The sequence below is a fragment of the Bacillus cereus group sp. MYBK14-1 genome, from assembly GCF_051916885.1.
GTDB classification, from domain to species: Bacteria; Bacillota; Bacilli; order Bacillales; family Bacillaceae_G; genus Bacillus_A; species Bacillus_A cereus.
This window is the reverse complement of sequence record NZ_JBQAHM010000012.1, coordinates 154,296-172,698: the sequence shown is the minus strand read 5'-3', so window position 1 is coordinate 172,698 and position 18,403 is coordinate 154,296. Positions and strand designations below refer to the sequence as shown.

Sequence of the window (18,403 nt, the reverse complement as noted above, 5' to 3'; positions counted from 1 at the left end):
CTCCCACTCATCGCTGGGTCATCTATTCAATCTAAAAAAGAAGGTTTTTTCTAACAACATTACCTTCTTCAAAAACAAAAACAGCCTTCCTCTCTTTTCCTATCTAGGGTCTTAATACACCATTCGAGCACCAATTAGGCACTGACCGCTCCCACTCATGGATGGGTCATCTATTCAAGCTAAAAAAAGAAAGGCTCTTCAGCCCTTCTTCCTCTCTACGCGTTATTCTTAATTGTCTCTAACGTCGTTTTATCTGTTGTTCTTACAAGCTTCGTAATTAATTCTTTCGCCGCTGCATAATCATCAACATGTAAAATTGAAGCATGTGTATGAATGTAGCGTGCACAAACACCAATTACTGCTGATGGGATACCAGAGTTACTTGTATGTACACGACCAGCATCTGTACCACCTTGTGAAATAAAGTATTGGTACGGAATGTTGTTTGTTTCTGCTGTATCTAAAATGAATTCGCGCATTCCTCTATGTGTTACCATCGTGCGATCGTAAATACGAAGAAGGGCACCTTTTCCTAATTGACCGAACTGCGTTTTGTCACCAGATGCATCGTTTGCTGGACTTGCATCAAGCGCATAGAAAATGTCTGGTTGAATCATATTTGCAGCGGTTTGCGCTCCGCGAAGACCTACTTCTTCTTGTACAGTAGCACCAGAATATAATGTATTTGGTAATGTTTCGTCTTTTAATTCTTTTAACAATTCGATTGCAAGACCACATCCATAACGGTTGTCCCAAGCTTTCGCCATAATTTTCTTCTCATTTGCCATCGGTGTGAATGGGCAAATCGGCACGATTTGTTGTCCTGGTTTTACACCAATTTCAATCGCATCTTCATAACTATCTGCACCTATATCAATTAACATATTTTTTATATCCATCGGTTTTGCACGTTGCGCGTCACTTAATAAATGAGGAGGAATAGAACCAACAACCCCAATAACAGGACCATTCTTCGTCATAACTTGTACACGCTGTGCTAATAAAACTTGGCTCCACCAGCCGCCTAACGTTTGAAAACGAAGCATTCCGTTTTTCGTAATTTGCGTAACCATGAAACCTACTTCATCCATATGACCTGCTACAAGAACACGCGGGCCAGTTTCGTCCCCTTTTTTCAGACCAAATACGCTACCTAAACCGTCTTGTACAATTTCATCCGCATATTTGCTTAATTCTTGTTTCATAAAACGGCGTACATCATGTTCGAAACCTGATGCACCTTGTAATTCTGTTAACGTACGAAATAATTGCAATGTCTCTTTATTCACGAAGTCCCCTTCTTTCAAACCTTAGTAGAATACCTCTTTTATTGTAACGAAATTTTCGAAATGTTTCTAGTTTCTTCTTTTTTAGCTGTATTTGCTTTATAATTATTATTGGTACACTATTTTTATTTTATAGAATTGAGGTGAATATATGAGCTGGAAAGGTTTAGTAGCAGGTCTTGGCGTTGGGTTCGCAGCTGGTTATCTCGTTGCAAACAAAGTACAAGAACAATCCCATATTTCTTCAGAAAAAGCATTGAAAATGGTGAAACAAGCATTAAGTCATAAAGGTGAAATTACTGGCTCTTGGGTACATATGGTTCCAGAGACATTTGAAAAATATGATGTCGCATATGAAGTTTATCGCGGCGGTCTTACAACAATGTTAGATGATATACAAGAACGATTTGAATTTTTAGTTGATGCTAAAACAGGTACTGTTTTAGAGGTTATAGCAGCATAAAACGGAGGGTTCCCATTAGGTGAACCTCTTATTTTTTTGAAATTGCGGGTATTGATTAAAATTATATCAGCGATTTTTTAAATATATCGACTTACCGACAAAACCCGACAATAAAAAAGAAGCTGCTCCAATAAATATGATGGAACAACCTCCTATTTTTATGCTTCTATACTCGTTTTCCGTTCTATTTTTTCTACGATATGACCTTCCTCATTCCACTTCACAGCTCGATAATATGCGTCATGGTAAAACGTAAACCATGCCTCTTTTTCAGCACCATACTTCATCCACTTTTGCTTATTTTCAATCGAGGTCATCGGATAATCATCGTATGACATTACCCATAATACATTTTGATGCGCGTGCGTCGGCAATAGGTCAGCTAAATGAAGCATCGTTTCTCCTTGGCTTTCTAAAGCAATAACTGCATGTCCATCACTATGCCCACCCGTATGTGCCATCTTGATTTCATCTGTAATTTCTATTTCTTGCTGGAACGTAACAACTTGATCTACAATTGGCTCCCAATTTTCCTTCCAATATGTATTACGTGATCTAATGTTTGGATTCCTCATTTCATTCCATTCTGTTTCACTTACGTAAACTTTCGCATTTGGAAATGCCGGTACAAGGTGATCATCTTCCCATTTTGTTAGACCAGATGCATGATCAAAATGAAGATGTGTCATCAAGACGTAGTCGATATCTTCAGGCTTTAATCCTAATTTTTCTAATGATTCATAAACCGATGATTCTTCTGTTACACCTTGATTGCGTTTCATCTTCTCATTCAACTTACCGTTTCCTATCCCGGAATCAATGAGCATATTTCCATCTTTTGTTTGCAAAAGTAACGGATCTGTTCGTAAATAAATATGATTTGTATCATTATGTTTATATTTACGTGACCAAAGTACTTTCGGCACGACTCCAAACATTGCTCCTCCATCTAAATGTGTATTCCCGCCTTTTAACCACGTTACTTTTATATCTCCAATTTGTAACTGTTCCATTACACATCCCCCTTTTTAATTAATCTTAACATAAAATTCTGATTATTTTAGGTGTAAAAAAACCTACGCATTACTGCATAGGCTCTGTACGATATTTTGCTTCAACTCGGTAAATACGATGACCTTTACTAGAGAATTTCTCTTCGTATTCAGTCATGATGTTACCTTCAAAGTCGCTGTTATGAAGATCTAAGCTTAAGTACGTTAGTAACATACCATACTCAGCCATACTCATAAGAGAATATTCAAATAAACCTTGGTTATCTGTTTTGAAATGAATTTCTCCGCCTTCTACTAACACTTCTTCGTAATTACGTAAAAATGTTTTATACGTTAAACGACGCTTCGTATGACGTTTCTTTGGCCATGGATCTGAGAAGTTTAAATAAACGCGATCAATTTCACCTTTCGCAAAGAAAACTGTTAAATCTTCAGCATCTTTATTAATTAACTTTAAGTTTGGTAATTCTTCTTCAATTAATTTATCAAGTGCATCTACAACAACACTTGTGAATTTTTCAATTCCAATATAATTAATATGTGGATTCGCTTTCGCCATATCATACATGAAGCGGCCACGACCTGTACCTACTTCAATGTGAATTGGTTGTTCGTTTCCAAATACTTCTTTCCAGCTACCAGCGCGCTCCTCTGGGTTTCCGATTACGATATGTGAATATTCATTAATTCGATCCATTGCATACGGTTTATGTCTTAAACGCATAGATGTTTCCCTCTCTTTACATAGCTATTTTAAAGGAATAATTCCTTCTTTCTTTTTTAATCAATCTACCAAACAAAAAACCAAGTACGTACGAGCACTCGGTCCGTTTCTTTCAAGTATAAGATGTACCATTTTGATAAAAACTACATACAGCATTAAACATTCCATGACGAAACAGCTTTTTCTCTTACATTTGAAGAGAAAAACAATCGAAAGGATGATCCGTTCATGCCAATTAATCAACAACATCAATTAGAAGTGCTGAAAGATATTTTAGTCAACCACCAAAGTGATTGCTGCGGGACAGTTTCAGAATGCGAGCAATTAGAGCGCCTCATTCAATCGTTACTCGCAAACGATAATATAAGTAGTGACGCTAAAACAATGCTAAACGATGTATATTCTTATAGTCAATCGGGTAAATCTTCCTCTAATTTGGACAACCATATTTCCAATAATCAAGAACAACTTACTCAGTGGATTGCTGGAATGGACAATTTTTCTTAAGTATCATTCTGAAGCAAGTAGTTGCTGTAAATATTGATGCCAATATTCAGCTTCTGCTTGCTGTTTTTTTGTTGTATGCCATTGAATAGACAAAATCGTTTGTGCTATCACATACCATCTCATACGCCTAAGCAGCGATTCATCCATTTCAATATCATAGTAACCGAGCCACTCACTCCATTCCTGGCGCGGAATGTACCAATATAATAACATACCGAGGTCTAGAGCTGGGTCAGCAATTACAGCTCCATCCCAATCAATTAAAAACAATTCATCTTCATCCGACAATAGCCAGTTGTTATGATTTACATCACAATGGCATACAACGAATTCATTGTATTCAATAGCTTTTAATGAATCCATTAAATATTGAAGGCCTTGCTGAATTGTTTCATCATCCCTTATATCTCCTCTTAAAACGAGTTGCAGTTGTTGTAATAACTCTTGTGCGTGAAGCGGCTGCTTCCCAAGTCTTTGAATCATCTGTACAAGCGCTTTAGAGGAGTGTATTTTCTTCAAAAGTTTCGCAACACGTTCTAGTTTCATATCCTCTGGCTCTAGCTTCTGTCCCGGAAGCCATTTTTGAGCAGAAATTACATCACCATTCGTTACCCTTCTTGTCCAAAGTAATTTTGGAACAATTCCTTCTGCTGACAATACCGCTAAAAAGGGCGATGTATTCCGCTTTAAAAATAACTTCTGTTGTCCGTTTTGCGCAATATATGCATCGCCCGTTACTCCACCAGCCGGTACAAGACTCCACTCTTTTCCTAATAATTGTTCCAACCATTCCATATTCATTACCCGTTAACAAATCCTTATCTTTTATAGTTATGAAAAGAAAAACCGCAACATTTCTACACATGTTGTGGATTCATATATTTTACTGTAAATGAAAAGAAAAATTAGCCTAAGCCAAAAATCCTCTATTTTATTTTACAAAACCTGTCATAGAATGACAACTTATCAAAATCGTCACCTTTGTCAATTCTACATTTATTACATTCTCATCGTCAAGTAGCGATTTGTCACATTATCGTCAATATATACGTGCTAATTGGAGCGAGCTTAAGTTCCTTTCCTCTAAATGAAGAAATTGGCTCTATTTTCGCTTCGTTTTCGTTTACTAACACATGCCACGTTGCTTCATTCGGAAGTTGCACAGTTTTAGCTTCTAAACCGCTATTAAATAAGACGATAATCTCTTTCCATGGCCCAAACGTTTCTGCATGCTCTAGGTGATATGCAAGTACTTCTGTAGATGTTTGTAAAAAAGTCATATGTTTTTTTATAAGATCTGCGCTTTGTAATCGGAATGCCCCATGCTCTTTACGAATCGCAATTAAACCTTTTATATAGTTAACGGTCTCTATCTCTTTCTCTTTTTGATCCCAATCTAATTGATTGATCTCATCATTTGCATTATAACTATTTTCATTTCCTTTCTTCGTACGATAAAACTCTTGCCCTGCGTGTAAGAAAGGGATGCCTTGTGAAAGAATAACCATTGCGCTCGCTAACAGGTGACGTTTTTTCAAAATCGTTTCTGATTCTTCATTACTGCGCACTAGTTTATCCCACATCGTCATATTATCATGACATTCTACATAGTTAATGCTTTGCGCTGGCTCTAGAAACAGCCCTGTTTCTTTCATACTTAAAAGACTTCCTGCTGCAATATACTGCAAATGATTACAGTCTACATGCCCACCAAATGCAAAACCACGCTTATTTATATGAAATGTACTCCCTTTTATCCCATCACGAAATTGATCATTAAACTGCGCGATATGTGGCATTTTCTTCGCATTATTTAACGTTGCTTTTTCCTCACGAGGAAGCGGTGTTTGCAAATCCCATCCTTCTCCTAATAACAAAGCATCTCGTTTTATGTTTCGCACTTCTTTTTCTATCATATTCATCGTATCAACATCTAAAATTCCCATTAAGTCGAATCGGAATCCATCGACATTGTATTCAGTAAGCCAATATAAAATAGACTCTACAATGAATTTCCTCATCATTTTCCGTTCAGACGCTATATCATTTCCGACTCCCGTCCCATTAGAAGGCATACCATCTTCACCATGACGAAAATAGTATCCTGGAACAAGCTTTTCAAATGATGATAGCTCTCTTTCATAAACATGATTATAGACAACATCTATAATCACCCTAATACCTTGTTCATGAAATGTTTCAATTAGTTGTTTGCACTCAACTATCCTGTTATACGGATCAGAGGGGTTTGTAGCATAATATCCTGTTGGTGCATTGTAATATAATGGATTATATCCCCAATTATAGGCGGACGAAGGATTCGCCTCATCTACACCACCGAAACAATATAAAGGTAATAGTTCAACATGTGTAACACCTAAATCTTTTATATGAGACAACCCTGTTAATGTCCCATTCCGTCCTGTTGTTCCCTCTTCCATCAATCCTTTATATGTTCCCTTTTGAATTACTCCACTATTTGGATGTATAGTCGCATCACGAATATGCAGTTCATACAATATGGCATCTGTCATTGATTGTAATGTTGGTAATCCCTCTCGTCTTGTTACATTCGTTTTTTCTAAATTGATAACAACACCATGTTTTCCATTTACCGTCACCGACTTTGCATAAGGATCCACAGCTTCGTTCCATATTAAATTAATACAAACAAGAAATGTATAGCGTGCTCCGTCTAAATCACCTTGTAATGTTTGAATCCAAACTCCGTTTTCTCCCCTGTACATTTCATGATCGGTATATTCTTTATCGCTCTTATAAATTCTTACTTTCGCAAGCCTTGCAGTTGGGGCCCATACTTTAAATGTCGTTTCTTCTTTTTGATAAACAGCACCTAAATCTGTACCTTCGTAATAATACTTTTCATCGAAACTTTTTGTTCGAATAACAGCACCTATTTGTAAATCAGTTTCTTCATTCCGTTCATCTCGTACTGTATAATACTTCCCCACATCTAGCGGCTCTTCTATAAAGCACTCATACTTCGTTGCATCTGGAAGCGCAATAGTATGAGCAATCGGTAAATCTTTCACATTACTTCCTTCTTGCAAACGAAATGTCCGACTTGTTCCATACGCATGTGGGAGCAAAATTGTAATTTTATTCATTTCATCTAAATAGGCATCAAATGGACGTTTTACTTTCAACATAAAAAAATCACCATCATTCTCAAAGTTAAAATAAAGTGAAACTTTAATGAGCGAGAAAATTTCTCCATCCTCACTTATTATTAGCCTTCACCAATTAGGCGAGATAAAATGAGCTGCAAATGATAAGGCTTTTCTTATCAACAAGACTCTATACAGTAACTCCATTCTTCTCTATAGTATATTCACCTGCATAAAAAACGTTTTCAACATTCTATTTTTGTAATTTTATTTCAGCAATCGATTTATACTTCGGGGTTTCTTTCACGTGGGATTCGTATAAAGTAATTGTATCTGCTTGAAATGATATTTCAGGCACTTCTTTTATACTTTCTAAACGAAACTTTTCTTCTCCTATCCATTTACGAGCAACGGTAATATGCGGGTGATATGGGCGTGTTTCTAGAGAAAATCCATTTTCTTCACAAATGGCATGTATTTGCTTTTGCAACTGAAACAAATCGTGATTCTCACTTACCTTCGCCCAAAAAATACGAGGCTGATCTTCCCTACCAAACGTTGAAAAACCTTGTAATGTGAACGATAGTTCTTTTGTTTCTGCAATTGTTTTTAATCCATTCTTTATTCCCTCTAATTGTTCCCCCGTTGCACTCCCTAAAAATGAAAGGGTAATATGATAGTCTTCTTTATGTACCCATGAACGAAATTGTAATTCCTCTTGCATATCCTCTTTATAGTTAGACAGCATTTCTTTTATATGATTCGGTAACGTAATTGCGACAAAATAATGCAGTTCCATGTACATCTTCTCCTTCTTTTCTATTGTTGCTTTTCTTTCTTATCTCATTCAGGTAAAAAGAAGCCGCTCTCCAAAATAGAGAGCGGACATTATTTATATATCCATTACTTCGCTAATTCATGAATTGCTTGCGCGTAAATTGCTGTTGCTTTCAATAAGTCTTCAATTTCGATATACTCATCTTTTTGATGCGCAAGTTCTTCTTTTCCAGGGAATAGCGGGCCAAATGCCACACCAGCTTTTAATGAACGAGCATAAGTACCGCCGCCGATTGCTAATAGTTCTGCTTTTTCACCTGTTTGTTCTTCATACACACGTTGTAACGTACGGATTAATACGTGATCTTTATCGACGTGATGTGGGCGAGAATTAGAATAGTCAGCCACTTCAAAACCATGCGTACCAACATATTCTTTCAACTTCACAATTGTTTCTTCAAAGTTAGTTGTAACTGGGTAACGTACGTTTAGCCCTAAGTTACCACCGTTTTCTTTCGTATAAGAAATGCGACCGACATTCACTGTTAACGGACCGCTAATTTCATCTTTGTAAGCAATAGTAGCTTTTTCACCAAAAATATCACCAGTAAATGTTTCTGTTGCAAATGTCGCAAATGCAGTTGCTTTTCCATCAAGTGAAACTGTAGTTAAGAAGTTTGCTAATAATAAACCTGCATTTTCTCCTTTTTCAGGAGTAGATCCGTGCGCTGAAATTCCTTCTATTTGCAACGTCACTGTATTTCCTTCTATAGTCGATTTCCCTATTTTTTTAGCAGTTTGTAAATACTCTTCATATGCTACTGTAAGTGCATTTACATCTTCTCCTGTGATAACTGCTTCTGCAAAATCAGGAACCATATTTAAACGGCGCCCTGAATCAAATGAAACAAGTTCATATGTACCTTTTTTCTCTTCACTACCATTTTGCACAACTTGTATATCAGAAATTCCTTTTTCTGCATTAATAATTGGAAAGTCTGCATCCGGTGCAAAACCAATTGTTGGCATTTCTTCATTTTTAAAGTAGTGATCTACACATTTCCAATTGCTTTCCTCATCTGTTCCTATAATCATACGAACACGTTTTGAAAGAGGTAAGCCTAATTCTTTCACAATTTTCATTGCATAATATGCTGCCATCGTTGGGCCTTTATCGTCAATTGCACCACGTGCAAAAATCTTTCCATCGCGAATATTCGCACTATATGCGGGAGTCGTCCAGCCATCTCCTTCTGGTACAACGTCAACGTGACAAAGAATACCTACTAATTCTTCTCCTTGTCCCATTTCAAGATGACCTGCATATCCTTCTAAATTTTTAGAAGCAAAACCTTCAGCTTCTCCTTTATGTAACATGAAAGATAGAGCTTTTTCTACACCTTCACCGAATGGTGCGCCCTCTTTCGCAGATTCTTCTTCCCATACACTTTTAATTTGTAAAAATTGTTGTGTATCACGAATTAAATCATCTTTTCGTTTTGCAACTTCTTCTGTCCAATTAATCGCTGACATCACGCATCCATCCTTCACTATATTGTTTCTTTCATCATAACAAACAGAAATCTCTTATGCCATACACGAAAACTAAATACCGAACAATTGTAATATTTCAGATATTTCTTATTAGTTTTTCTTTTGTTTTTCCAAAAAAATTTGCAGGAATTTGGCGTTTTACGTAGAATTTTATGTGTTAGTTGACTGACCATATATACAATGTCAACTACCAATATTTTTCTATATGAATATTTGTTAAATTTCTGTAAAATTTAAGTAGATTAAAGCATGAATTTTATCATGTAGAGTACAATGGTAGTAACGACCTTCTTTCCTGAATGGGGTCAAAAAAACTAGTAGAGGAGTGGTTTTCTCTTGAAACCTACAACTACTCGTATGCTAACACGCATTAAATCAATTTATATGTACATCAATGAAAACGGAACGGTAACGACGAAAGACCTTGTAGATGAGTTCGGGATCACACCGCGAACGATACAACGTGATCTAAATGTGTTGCAGTTTAATGAACTCGTGTATAGCCCTTGCCGCGGTAAGTGGACAACAACAGGAAAGAAAGTGAGAATGACCTCATAACGAAAAATAATTGTATGGTAAATAAATACATACCCCTTTCTAATAATTAGAAAGGGGTCTTTTCTGCGCCTATAAAGGTACTACTTTTCAGTATCTACTTGATATGTTTTTAACATTTCTACTTCTTCATCTGTTAGCTCTCGGTATTGTCCAAGTTCTAGTTCTTCATCTAATACTAACGGACCCATCTCTGTTCTCTTTAGGTAGACTACTTTTTTTCCTACCGCTTCAAACATACGCTTCACTTGATGGAATTTCCCTTCCGTAATCACAAGCTCAATTTCAGAAATATCATCGCTTTTCAATATTGTAAGTGCACCTGGCTTTGTTTCATAGCCATCGTCTAAAATAACACCTTTAGCAAATTCTTTTACATCCTCTTCTGTTACTACTCCTGCAACGTGTGCATAATATTTTTTCGGCACATGCTTTTTCGGAGATAATAATTGATGTGATAACTTCCCATCATTTGTTATCAATAAGAAGCCTTCCGTATCGATATCAAGTCGTCCAACTGGGAACGGATCAAAGATTGCATCTTCTAATTCTAATAAATCTATTACTGTTTCATGATTATCATCTTCCGTCGCTGAAATAACACCTTGTGGTTTATGCATCATTAAGTAAACAAATTCTTTGTATTCCACAACTTCACCGTGAATCATAACTTCTTGCTCTTCTACATTTACATGAACTTTCGCATCTTTTACTGGCGTTCCATCAATTTTCACAACGCCATCTTTCAATAATTTCTTTACTTCTTTTCTACTTCCATATCCCATATTTGCTAATAATTTATCTAATCTCACGTTTTTCACCTTCTTTATTTATCATAGAAAAGGGGACGTAATTACGCCCCTCTTGATTTCAACTTTATTTTAAATCTACTACCAAGTTTACGTTGAATTTTATCTAATGCTTCTCCACCAAATACTCTTTCAAGTACTCCTGTGCGAATTGCTAACAATCCGTAAACAAGACCGCCAATACCTGCACAAATCGCAACTGTTATAAGAGCACCAATACGGCCATCAGGCGAAATCATGAAGGATAGAATCCATTGTGATAGTTTTACAGCAACGACCATTATAAGTGTCAGTACTGCAATTTGGAATGTTCTTTTATATACAACACCGAATGAATAGTGTGCGTATTTTTTAATTTGTTGATTTGTGTACCAAACAGAAGCTAAGAAACCAACTGCTGTCGCTAGAATTGCTCCTACTGTACCGAAATAACGAATAAAGATTACGTTACATACAAATTTCAAAATAACGCCCATTATAAGCGCAATAATCGCATGCTTCTGCTGGTTAATACCTTGCAGGATTGCTGCTGTTACTGTAAATAAAGCGAATAACAACGCAACTGGTGCATACCACATTAATACTTGTCCACCTAGTGGATCTGAATCGTAAAACGCAGTATAAATTGGATATGCAAGTGAAGAAATACCGACAACTGCTGGCAATGTTAAAAACATATTTGCCTGGAATGTTTGTGTAATTTGTAATTTCAAATAGCGGTATTGTTTTTCAGTAAATGATTTTGTGATTGCTGGTACAAGCGTTAAACTAAACGCTGTTGCAAGTGATACAGGAATCATAATTAACTTATGCGTCCACATTGTGAAAATACCGAGAGCTCGCTCTGCGATATCACCTTGACCAATCGCCTGCATAATTGAGTTAAATGTCAATGTATCAATTTGTTGATATAAAGGAATTGTTAACCCAATTACAACGTAAGGAATCGCATATGCAAATAACTCTTTAAACAATTGAACGGTGCTTACTGTTGATTCTGGTACAGTTTGTTCAATTAAATATTGATCCAAATATTTTTTACGTTTTAGCCAGTACCAAATTAACACACCGAGTGCTCCAACCGCTGAAACGAACGCAGCAAATGTCGCTACTCCAACTGCTGTTGCAACTGTACCGCCAAGTACTTTAATAACGATAAAACTACCTGCTAATAAAAAGACGATACGAATAATTTGTTCAATAATTTGTGAAACGGTAGTTGGTCCCATAGACTGGTGACCTTGGAAATAACCACGAATTAAACTCGCTGCTGGTACAACAATAAGCGCGAAGCTTACAAGACGAATGATCGTCGTAACTTCTCCTACATTATTGTGTATACTTTGTTTACCAAGCATCGCTTCTGCAAACAATGGCGCCGTCATGTACAGTACTAGGAACGAAAGAACTCCTGTTACTATCATCATAACCATTCCCGAGCGGAACATTCTCCGGCTCGTTTTATAATCGCCAAGCGCATTATATTTGGAAACAAATTTTGAAACAGCAAGTGGCACACCTGCCGTTGCGATACTTAAAAAGATCGTATATGGAATGTATCCATATGTATAGAGCGTTCCGCCTTCTGTTCCTACTAATGCATGAAACGGAAAGACGTAAATCATGCCTAAGAACTTTACTAAAAATGTCCCTAGCGTAACAATAAGCGTTCCGCGCAGAAATTTCGAATCGGACATACAAAAATCCTCCTACATCTACATAAAGTGAAACTATAATTAGTTGGAGACTTCTCTCCTACTCCTTATTAGTTGAACCATTCGAGCATTTACAGGCTAACAGACTCCCTATTTACTTCTCCTAAATCTTGAGGTTTTAGTCTTATCGCCTACAAATGGCAGGATAGTGCTGAACTCTAACTTTTGTATTGTACCACAATTCTCTCATTAAGCAGTACTTCACTCTATTTTTCTTTTAAGGGAAAACATGCTATTCTTTTAGGCAGGAAATGTAGAAAATGAGGTCGATATATTATGCATTATGATGTTATTGTCATCGGCGGCGGTCCTTCTGGGCTAATGGCTGCAATTGGTGCTGCAGAAGAAGGCGCAAATGTCTTACTTCTTGATAAAGGAAATAAACTTGGGCGTAAACTTGCAATTTCTGGTGGCGGACGCTGTAACGTAACGAACCGTCTACCACTTGATGAAATTGTTAAACATATACCAGGAAACGGTCGCTTCTTATACAGCGCTTTTTCTATTTTTAATAATGAAGATATTATTACATTCTTCGAAAATCTCGGTGTTAAATTGAAAGAAGAAGACCACGGTCGCATGTTCCCTGTGTCAAACAAAGCACAATCTGTTGTAGACGCACTTTTAACACGATTAAAAGACTTAGGTGTAAAAATTCGTACAAATACGCCTGTTGAAACGATTGAATATGAAAATGGTCAAACAAAAGCAGTTATACTGCAAACAGGCGAAGTGTTAGAAACAAATCACGTCGTTATCGCTGTTGGCGGAAAATCAGTTCCTCAAACTGGATCTACTGGAGACGGATATGCTTGGGCTGAAAAAGCGGGTCATACAATCACAGAATTATTCCCAACAGAAGTACCTATCCTTTCAAACGAGCCGTTTATACGTGACCGCTCATTACAAGGTCTTGCTTTACGTGATATAAACTTAAGTGTATTAAATCCGAAAGGGAAAGCTATCATTTCTCACAAAATGGACATGCTCTTCACTCATTTCGGCCTATCTGGACCTGCTGCTCTTCGCTGTAGCCAATTCGTCGTGAAAGCACTGAAAAAGTTTAAAACGAATACAATACAAATGAGTATTGATGCATTGCCAGAGGAAAATAGTGAACAACTATTTCAGCGCATGCTGAAACAAATGAAAGAAGATCCGAAAAAAGGAATTAAAAACGTTTTAAAAGGTTATGTTCCTGAACGTTACTTCCTATTCTTATTAGAAAAAAATGAAATTGACGGCAGCGAACAAGCTGGACAAGTTTCTCACGAAAAGATTCGTGCACTTGTGAAAGACTTTAAAGAGTTTACTGTGAATGTAAATGGTACGCAGTCAATTGAAAAAGCATTCGTTACTGGCGGAGGTGTATCCGTGAAAGAAATTAATCCGAAAGAAATGTCTTCTAAATTTACGAACGGCTTATATTTCTGCGGAGAAGTTCTTGATATTCATGGTTATACTGGTGGCTATAATATTACATCAGCCCTTGTTACTGGTAGAATTGCTGGAACGACTGCTGGAGAAAACGCGAAAATGCAATATTAAAAAAAGAAACAGGGATTCCTGTTTCTTTTTTAATATTGCCATGAAATCATTATCGGCGATTTCTCAAATATATCGACTTACCGACAAGAAGCGACAAACATCTGCTCCATGTAACTTTCCATTGCTTTTTTGTTGCTTTATATACCTTAGTACCTTTATATTTTATATTGTTGAATATTTAAAAAGGGTAAGGGGAAAACAAATGAGAAAAAAAGTCATGATGTCTTTAATGTTAATGACGTTTCTTTCTGCGGTAGAAGGAACGATTGTTAGTACAGCAATCCCTCGTATAACGAGTGATTTGTCAGGCGTCGAACTTGTTAGTTGGGTATATGCAATTTATATGCTTGCAACAGCTGTTTCGACTCCAATATACGGAAAGCTCGCTGATTTATTTGGCCGTAAAAAAGTTTTACTGATCGGAGCTACAATCTTTTTAGTCGGTTCTGCACTTTGCGGAGTCGTTACATCGATGGAACAATTAATCTTCTTCCGCGCGCTTCAAGGTATCGGTGCTGGTGCTGTTATGCCAATCACAATGACGATTATTGGAGACTTATATAGCGAAGCGAAAGACCGCGCGAAAGCACAAGGTTGGATGAGTGCCGTTTGGGGTGTATCCGGTGTTATCGGACCGTTAGTAGGTGGATTTTTAGTTGATTCCCTTTCTTGGCGTTATATTTTCTTCCTAAACGTTCCATTCGGAATTATCGCTTGCTTAATGATTGCAATTTACTACAAAGAATCTATTAAACCTGCTAAGCATCATATCGATTATCTTGGTGCAACAGTCTTCTCATTAAGTACAATCGCTCTACTATATGCATTATTAACAGGTAGCAGTAAGCAAAACTGGGGAGACATGACAATTATCGGCCTATTAATCTTTGCCGCTATTTCATTTATTATTTTCTTATTCATCGAGAAGAAATCTCCGGAACCATTAATTCCGCTAGCACTTTTCTCTAACCGTACATTATCTACGATAAATATATTAACTCTTATTGCTGGCGCAATGATTATTAGTATTACAATGTACCTTCCAATTTGGAGCCAAGGTGTATTAGGGAAAAACGCTACAGAAGCTGGACTTATTTTAATGCCAATTCCTGTTATGTGGACATTTGGCGCTATTTTCTCTGGTAACTTAGTAGGCAAATTAAAAACGAAACAAATCATTTTACTTGGAGCTAGCATTTTATCAGTCGCTACGTTCTTATTATTTACACTATCAACAAATTCACCATCGTTCCTTATTTATGTAGCAGTCGGATTATTCGGCTTAGGAATGGGGCTTGTGACACCGATTTACATGGTAACAATTCAAGCAGCCGTACCAGCTCATACACGCGGAACAGCTGTTGGTTTAAACACATTTATTAATACATTTAGTCAAACGTTAGGTGCTGCAATATTCGGTACAATCTTCAATACGATGATTCACGCACGTGGTATTAAAAATCTTGATCTTGTATCTGGTGGACATGGCGGTACTACAGCAAACGTAGTAACCGAATCGCAATCTGCATTAGCATCAAGCGTACACGTCATTTATATGAGCACTTTCGTATTAGCAGTATTTACATTAATTATCGCTTGGCTCTTATTAAAGCCAGCTACACAAACAAGTGAGCAACAATAAAAAGGATGACCATTTTGGTCATCCTTTTTATTCTTCATTCTCCACAATATGTTTCAGCATGGATAATTTATTATCCCAAAAACGTTCATAATACGAGAGCCATTGTTGTAATTCTTCTAATGGTTCTGGATGCAAACGATATATCTTCTCTCTTCCGCTTTTTCTTCCACTTACTAAATTCGCTTCCGAAAGAATATGAAGGTGCTTTACAACCGCAGTACGACTCATCGGAAAATGATCCGTTATTTTGGAAATCGGTAACTCTTTGTCACTTAATAACCGTATTACTTCTCGGCGGGTTGGATCAGCAATTGCTTGAAATACATCATATTTCGCTGCTGACGAGGACACTTAGCCTTCGACAACCTTTTTCAGTTTTTCATTTACAATCGCTACCCAACCACCGCTCATTCTATCGCGAATAATAGAGCTCTTCGCATTTGCTTTCGGAAGAATTTCATCAGGATGTTTCCAGCCGCCGTGAATTAACGTAAATTCTGTTTTGTTATCTCCTAAGTCTTTCAAATCAAATGAAACAACCCAGCCATCTGTATCCCATGAGAAAGATAAATGGTTTGGTTCATCAATTTCTAATACTTTACATGGTGATGGCCCAAATGGTGATTGCACATGAAATTCATGTCCTACCTCTAATACAAAATCATTTGGCATAAACCATGACGCAATCCCTTCTGCAGTTGATACTACACTCCATACCTTTTGAATAGACGCGTTAAAAACGATTGTTTGTTTAATATCATTTAATGTATTTTGTTGTTCCATTTTCATTCTCCTTTACTCGGCGTTACAACATAACACCTTTTGGTTATACTTCGATAATATAACACCTTTTAGTTTCATGTCAACGCTAATTCTTTTACTGTTGAGAAATTCTCAACATTTTTTCAACAGGACAAACACCCTCTTAGCATTTCCTCATAATATACTCACAAAGGCAATACAAAATAAAAACTTCTTTCAACATGAAACTCCATCATTCATCTTGAAAGAAGCGCCTTACTTATATCATGCGTACTTCGTCTCTCCTCCTTCCCTCAAGGGACAATACGCGAGATATGACAAAGTCAGAAGGAATATGCCCACCATTTGAGTAGGTAGTTATTTCTCTTCTCCTCAACATTTCCTCAGGAGCGAAATGACTACCGACTCACTTTTTTCAAACAAAAATAAAAAGGGGATGAAAGCTATGTTCTATTGTATTAACTGCTCTGATATTCACCATGAAAAACATCCAAATGATAAAGTATTCAAAAACGGTTTTTATATTGATCCATTTTTAGGTGATCGTTATCACCTTGGTATGTGTAAAGATGCCCAAAACCATGAAACAGGGGAGCCTCTTTTAACGACAAAGAAATTAGGCACAACCCAATCTATTATGAACGTATTACCGACACATGTTGTCCCAACATAAAACATAAAAAAGAGCTGGGTGAGCCAGCTCTTTTTTATGCTTTATAAACGATCATTGCTGAAAAACAATAAATTTGGTTTTCATCGTCGTTAATAGAAACACCAACTTGATACTTAATATCTACAAAGTTGCTATCATCAATCTTTTTCAAAAACACATTCACAGCGTCTTCTAAGTCTTTTTCGTGACTTTCATCAAATACTTTCACACGAATCATGTTAACACCGTCCTAGATCGCAGCCCTCGGCCGCTTGATTATTGCCACGGTGCGTATCTATGATGCGATAAAACTTTCCATTCTCATATATATATCCGTCTTCTAACACATATTCTTTATCTTCAGTATAGACATAAAACTTACCTATCATAAATTTACTCGTATATAATTCCAAATAATTTTGTCTAAATTTAGCTACAACTTTATTTGTAATATCAATTTTTATTGTGCGCCCCACCTTCTCTCCCTCCTTTGCAAAGAACGGATTTAGGTATATTGTATTAGCGCTTTTACATTTTATGCTTAAAAATAAGTGGATATGCCTTCTTTCTTCACCTGTACTATTTTTCTAAAAAAATCACGATAAATAAGGTCCCCAAAAAAAAACATAAAAAAGCACTTTATCTTATTGACTCGAATATAAATATTATGTTATTATATAAAATTTGACATTTTTACATACGTATGCTATCATTAAAAGTGGTTACCACATATGGAGGTGGATGATTTGTTTCAAATTGGTGATAAAATCGTTTATCCAATGCACGGTGCAGGAATCATCGAAGCAATTGAAGAGAAAGAAATATTAGGTACTTCACGTCAATATTGTGTGATACGCATCATTAGTAAAGATATGCAAGTAATGCTTCCGATGGATCAATTAAAAAAATCAGGTATTCGTTATATCGTTGATCGAGGTACGTTAGATGATATACTTCTTGAATTTCAAAACGGGGAGTCAGACCCATCACTCTCATGGAAACAAAGATATACAATGAATATGGAAAAAATGAAAAACGGCAATTTACAAGATAGCGCAGAAGTTGTTCGGGATTTACTTCGCCGCAATAAAGAGAGAACTTTAAATGCGAGTGAAAAACAAATGCTAGATAACGCCCGAAAAATGATGATCAGTGAAGTTGCACTCGTACAAAATGTTTCTGAACATCAAGCAACAGAATTTCTTCAAGATACAATTAATCACTAAATTTAAAATAGCTGGCCGCTATTTTTTTTTGTAAAAAAAGGA

The 18,403-nt window shown here is 36.6% G+C and carries 20 protein-coding genes; 7 read left to right on the top strand and 13 right to left on the bottom strand.

What is annotated here, in order from left to right; all coding sequences use genetic code 11:
• Positions 1 to 215 precede the first annotated feature (215 nt).
• Positions 216 to 1,289, bottom strand: a complete 1,074-nt coding sequence (locus ACTFR3_RS24700) for a M42 family metallopeptidase (protein ID WP_001031517.1) — start codon at positions 1,287 to 1,289, stop codon at positions 216 to 218.
• A 148-nt stretch (positions 1,290 to 1,437) separates the two neighbouring features.
• Between ACTFR3_RS24700 and ACTFR3_RS24695 the strand changes: the two genes are divergently transcribed.
• Positions 1,438 to 1,749, top strand: coding sequence for a PepSY domain-containing protein (locus ACTFR3_RS24695; protein WP_000118541.1), 312 nt, complete (start codon positions 1,438 to 1,440; stop codon positions 1,747 to 1,749).
• Between the two features lie 158 nt (positions 1,750 to 1,907).
• Here ACTFR3_RS24695 and ACTFR3_RS24690 read toward each other — a convergent pair whose 3' ends face one another.
• A complete protein-coding gene (locus ACTFR3_RS24690) occupies positions 1,908 to 2,762 on the bottom strand; it encodes a YtnP family quorum-quenching lactonase (protein WP_000436848.1) in 855 nt (284 codons plus the stop codon).
• 70 nt (positions 2,763 to 2,832) lie between these two features.
• The gene (gene trmB, locus ACTFR3_RS24685; RefSeq protein ID WP_001239385.1) at positions 2,833 to 3,486 is read right to left on the bottom strand and encodes a tRNA (guanosine(46)-N7)-methyltransferase TrmB; all 654 of its coding nucleotides are present in this window, start codon (positions 3,484 to 3,486) and stop codon (positions 2,833 to 2,835) included.
• Between the two features lie 228 nt (positions 3,487 to 3,714).
• Here trmB and ACTFR3_RS24680 point away from each other — a divergent pair, with 228 nt between their 5' ends.
• A complete protein-coding gene (locus tag ACTFR3_RS24680) occupies positions 3,715 to 3,993 on the top strand; it encodes a YtzH-like family protein (protein WP_001122235.1) in 279 nt (92 codons plus the stop codon).
• A gap of 3 nt (positions 3,994 to 3,996) precedes the next feature.
• On the opposite strand, the gene ACTFR3_RS24675 is transcribed toward ACTFR3_RS24680, so the two are convergent.
• The 4 genes from ACTFR3_RS24675 to pepV form a co-directional block, all read right to left on the bottom strand.
• Positions 3,997 to 4,794, bottom strand: coding sequence for a phosphotransferase family protein (locus ACTFR3_RS24675; protein ID WP_001986674.1), 798 nt, complete (start codon positions 4,792 to 4,794; stop codon positions 3,997 to 3,999).
• A 227-nt stretch (positions 4,795 to 5,021) separates the two neighbouring features.
• Entirely contained in the window at positions 5,022 to 7,163 is a 2,142-nt protein-coding gene (gene pulA, locus ACTFR3_RS24670; protein ID WP_074553501.1) for a type I pullulanase, read from the bottom strand.
• A gap of 211 nt (positions 7,164 to 7,374) precedes the next feature.
• Positions 7,375 to 7,920, bottom strand: coding sequence for an RNA 2',3'-cyclic phosphodiesterase (thpR, locus tag ACTFR3_RS24665; protein ID WP_000418986.1), 546 nt, complete (start codon positions 7,918 to 7,920; stop codon positions 7,375 to 7,377).
• Between the two features lie 104 nt (positions 7,921 to 8,024).
• On the bottom strand, positions 8,025 to 9,431 hold the full coding sequence (gene pepV / locus ACTFR3_RS24660; RefSeq protein WP_017656274.1) for a dipeptidase PepV: 1,407 nt from the start codon (positions 9,429 to 9,431) through the stop codon (positions 8,025 to 8,027).
• A gap of 357 nt (positions 9,432 to 9,788) precedes the next feature.
• Here pepV and ACTFR3_RS24655 point away from each other — a divergent pair, with 357 nt between their 5' ends.
• Positions 9,789 to 10,010 (top strand): DeoR family transcriptional regulator, encoded by a 222-nt coding sequence (locus ACTFR3_RS24655; RefSeq protein ID WP_000805512.1) that lies wholly within the window; start codon positions 9,789 to 9,791, stop codon positions 10,008 to 10,010.
• Positions 10,011 to 10,090: 80 nt separating this feature from the next.
• Here the strand turns inward: ACTFR3_RS24655 and ACTFR3_RS24650 are convergent, their stop codons facing one another.
• Entirely contained in the window at positions 10,091 to 10,819 is a 729-nt protein-coding gene (locus ACTFR3_RS24650; RefSeq protein WP_001234947.1) for a pseudouridine synthase, read from the bottom strand.
• A 41-nt stretch (positions 10,820 to 10,860) separates the two neighbouring features.
• The gene (locus tag ACTFR3_RS24645; RefSeq protein WP_001284028.1) at positions 10,861 to 12,513 is read right to left on the bottom strand and encodes a putative polysaccharide biosynthesis protein; all 1,653 of its coding nucleotides are present in this window, start codon (positions 12,511 to 12,513) and stop codon (positions 10,861 to 10,863) included.
• 294 nt (positions 12,514 to 12,807) lie between these two features.
• On the opposite strand from ACTFR3_RS24645, the gene ACTFR3_RS24640 reads away from it, so the two are divergent.
• Complete coding sequence (locus tag ACTFR3_RS24640) at positions 12,808 to 14,079, top strand: NAD(P)/FAD-dependent oxidoreductase (RefSeq protein WP_000558859.1); 1,272 nt, start codon at positions 12,808 to 12,810, stop codon at positions 14,077 to 14,079.
• Positions 14,080 to 14,281: 202 nt separating this feature from the next.
• A complete protein-coding gene (locus ACTFR3_RS24635; protein ID WP_001228021.1) occupies positions 14,282 to 15,721 on the top strand; it encodes an MDR family MFS transporter in 1,440 nt (479 codons plus the stop codon).
• 27 nt (positions 15,722 to 15,748) lie between these two features.
• Here the strand turns inward: ACTFR3_RS24635 and ACTFR3_RS24630 are convergent, their stop codons facing one another.
• Both ACTFR3_RS24630 and ACTFR3_RS24625 read right to left on the bottom strand, forming a co-directional pair.
• Positions 15,749 to 16,072, bottom strand: coding sequence for an ArsR/SmtB family transcription factor (locus tag ACTFR3_RS24630; RefSeq protein ID WP_000098837.1), 324 nt, complete (start codon positions 16,070 to 16,072; stop codon positions 15,749 to 15,751).
• The gene (locus ACTFR3_RS24625) at positions 16,073 to 16,504 is read right to left on the bottom strand and encodes an SRPBCC family protein (RefSeq protein WP_000437765.1); all 432 of its coding nucleotides are present in this window, start codon (positions 16,502 to 16,504) and stop codon (positions 16,073 to 16,075) included.
• A 424-nt stretch (positions 16,505 to 16,928) separates the two neighbouring features.
• Between ACTFR3_RS24625 and ACTFR3_RS24620 the strand changes: the two genes are divergently transcribed.
• Positions 16,929 to 17,156, top strand: a complete 228-nt coding sequence (locus ACTFR3_RS24620) for a DUF3973 domain-containing protein (RefSeq protein WP_000498989.1) — start codon at positions 16,929 to 16,931, stop codon at positions 17,154 to 17,156.
• Between the two features lie 34 nt (positions 17,157 to 17,190).
• Here the strand turns inward: ACTFR3_RS24620 and ACTFR3_RS24615 are convergent, their stop codons facing one another.
• Both ACTFR3_RS24615 and ACTFR3_RS24610 read right to left on the bottom strand, forming a co-directional pair.
• Positions 17,191 to 17,373: a sporulation protein Cse60 gene (locus tag ACTFR3_RS24615; protein WP_000621751.1), complete on the bottom strand. Its 183-nt coding sequence runs from the start codon at positions 17,371 to 17,373 to the stop codon at positions 17,191 to 17,193.
• A 1-nt stretch (position 17,374) separates the two neighbouring features.
• Entirely contained in the window at positions 17,375 to 17,611 is a 237-nt protein-coding gene (locus ACTFR3_RS24610; RefSeq protein ID WP_000533806.1) for a DUF2553 family protein, read from the bottom strand.
• 255 nt (positions 17,612 to 17,866) lie between these two features.
• Between ACTFR3_RS24610 and ACTFR3_RS24605 the strand changes: the two genes are divergently transcribed.
• Positions 17,867 to 18,361, top strand: coding sequence for a CarD family transcriptional regulator (locus tag ACTFR3_RS24605; RefSeq protein ID WP_000451443.1), 495 nt, complete (start codon positions 17,867 to 17,869; stop codon positions 18,359 to 18,361).
• Positions 18,362 to 18,403: the final 42 nt, after the last annotated feature.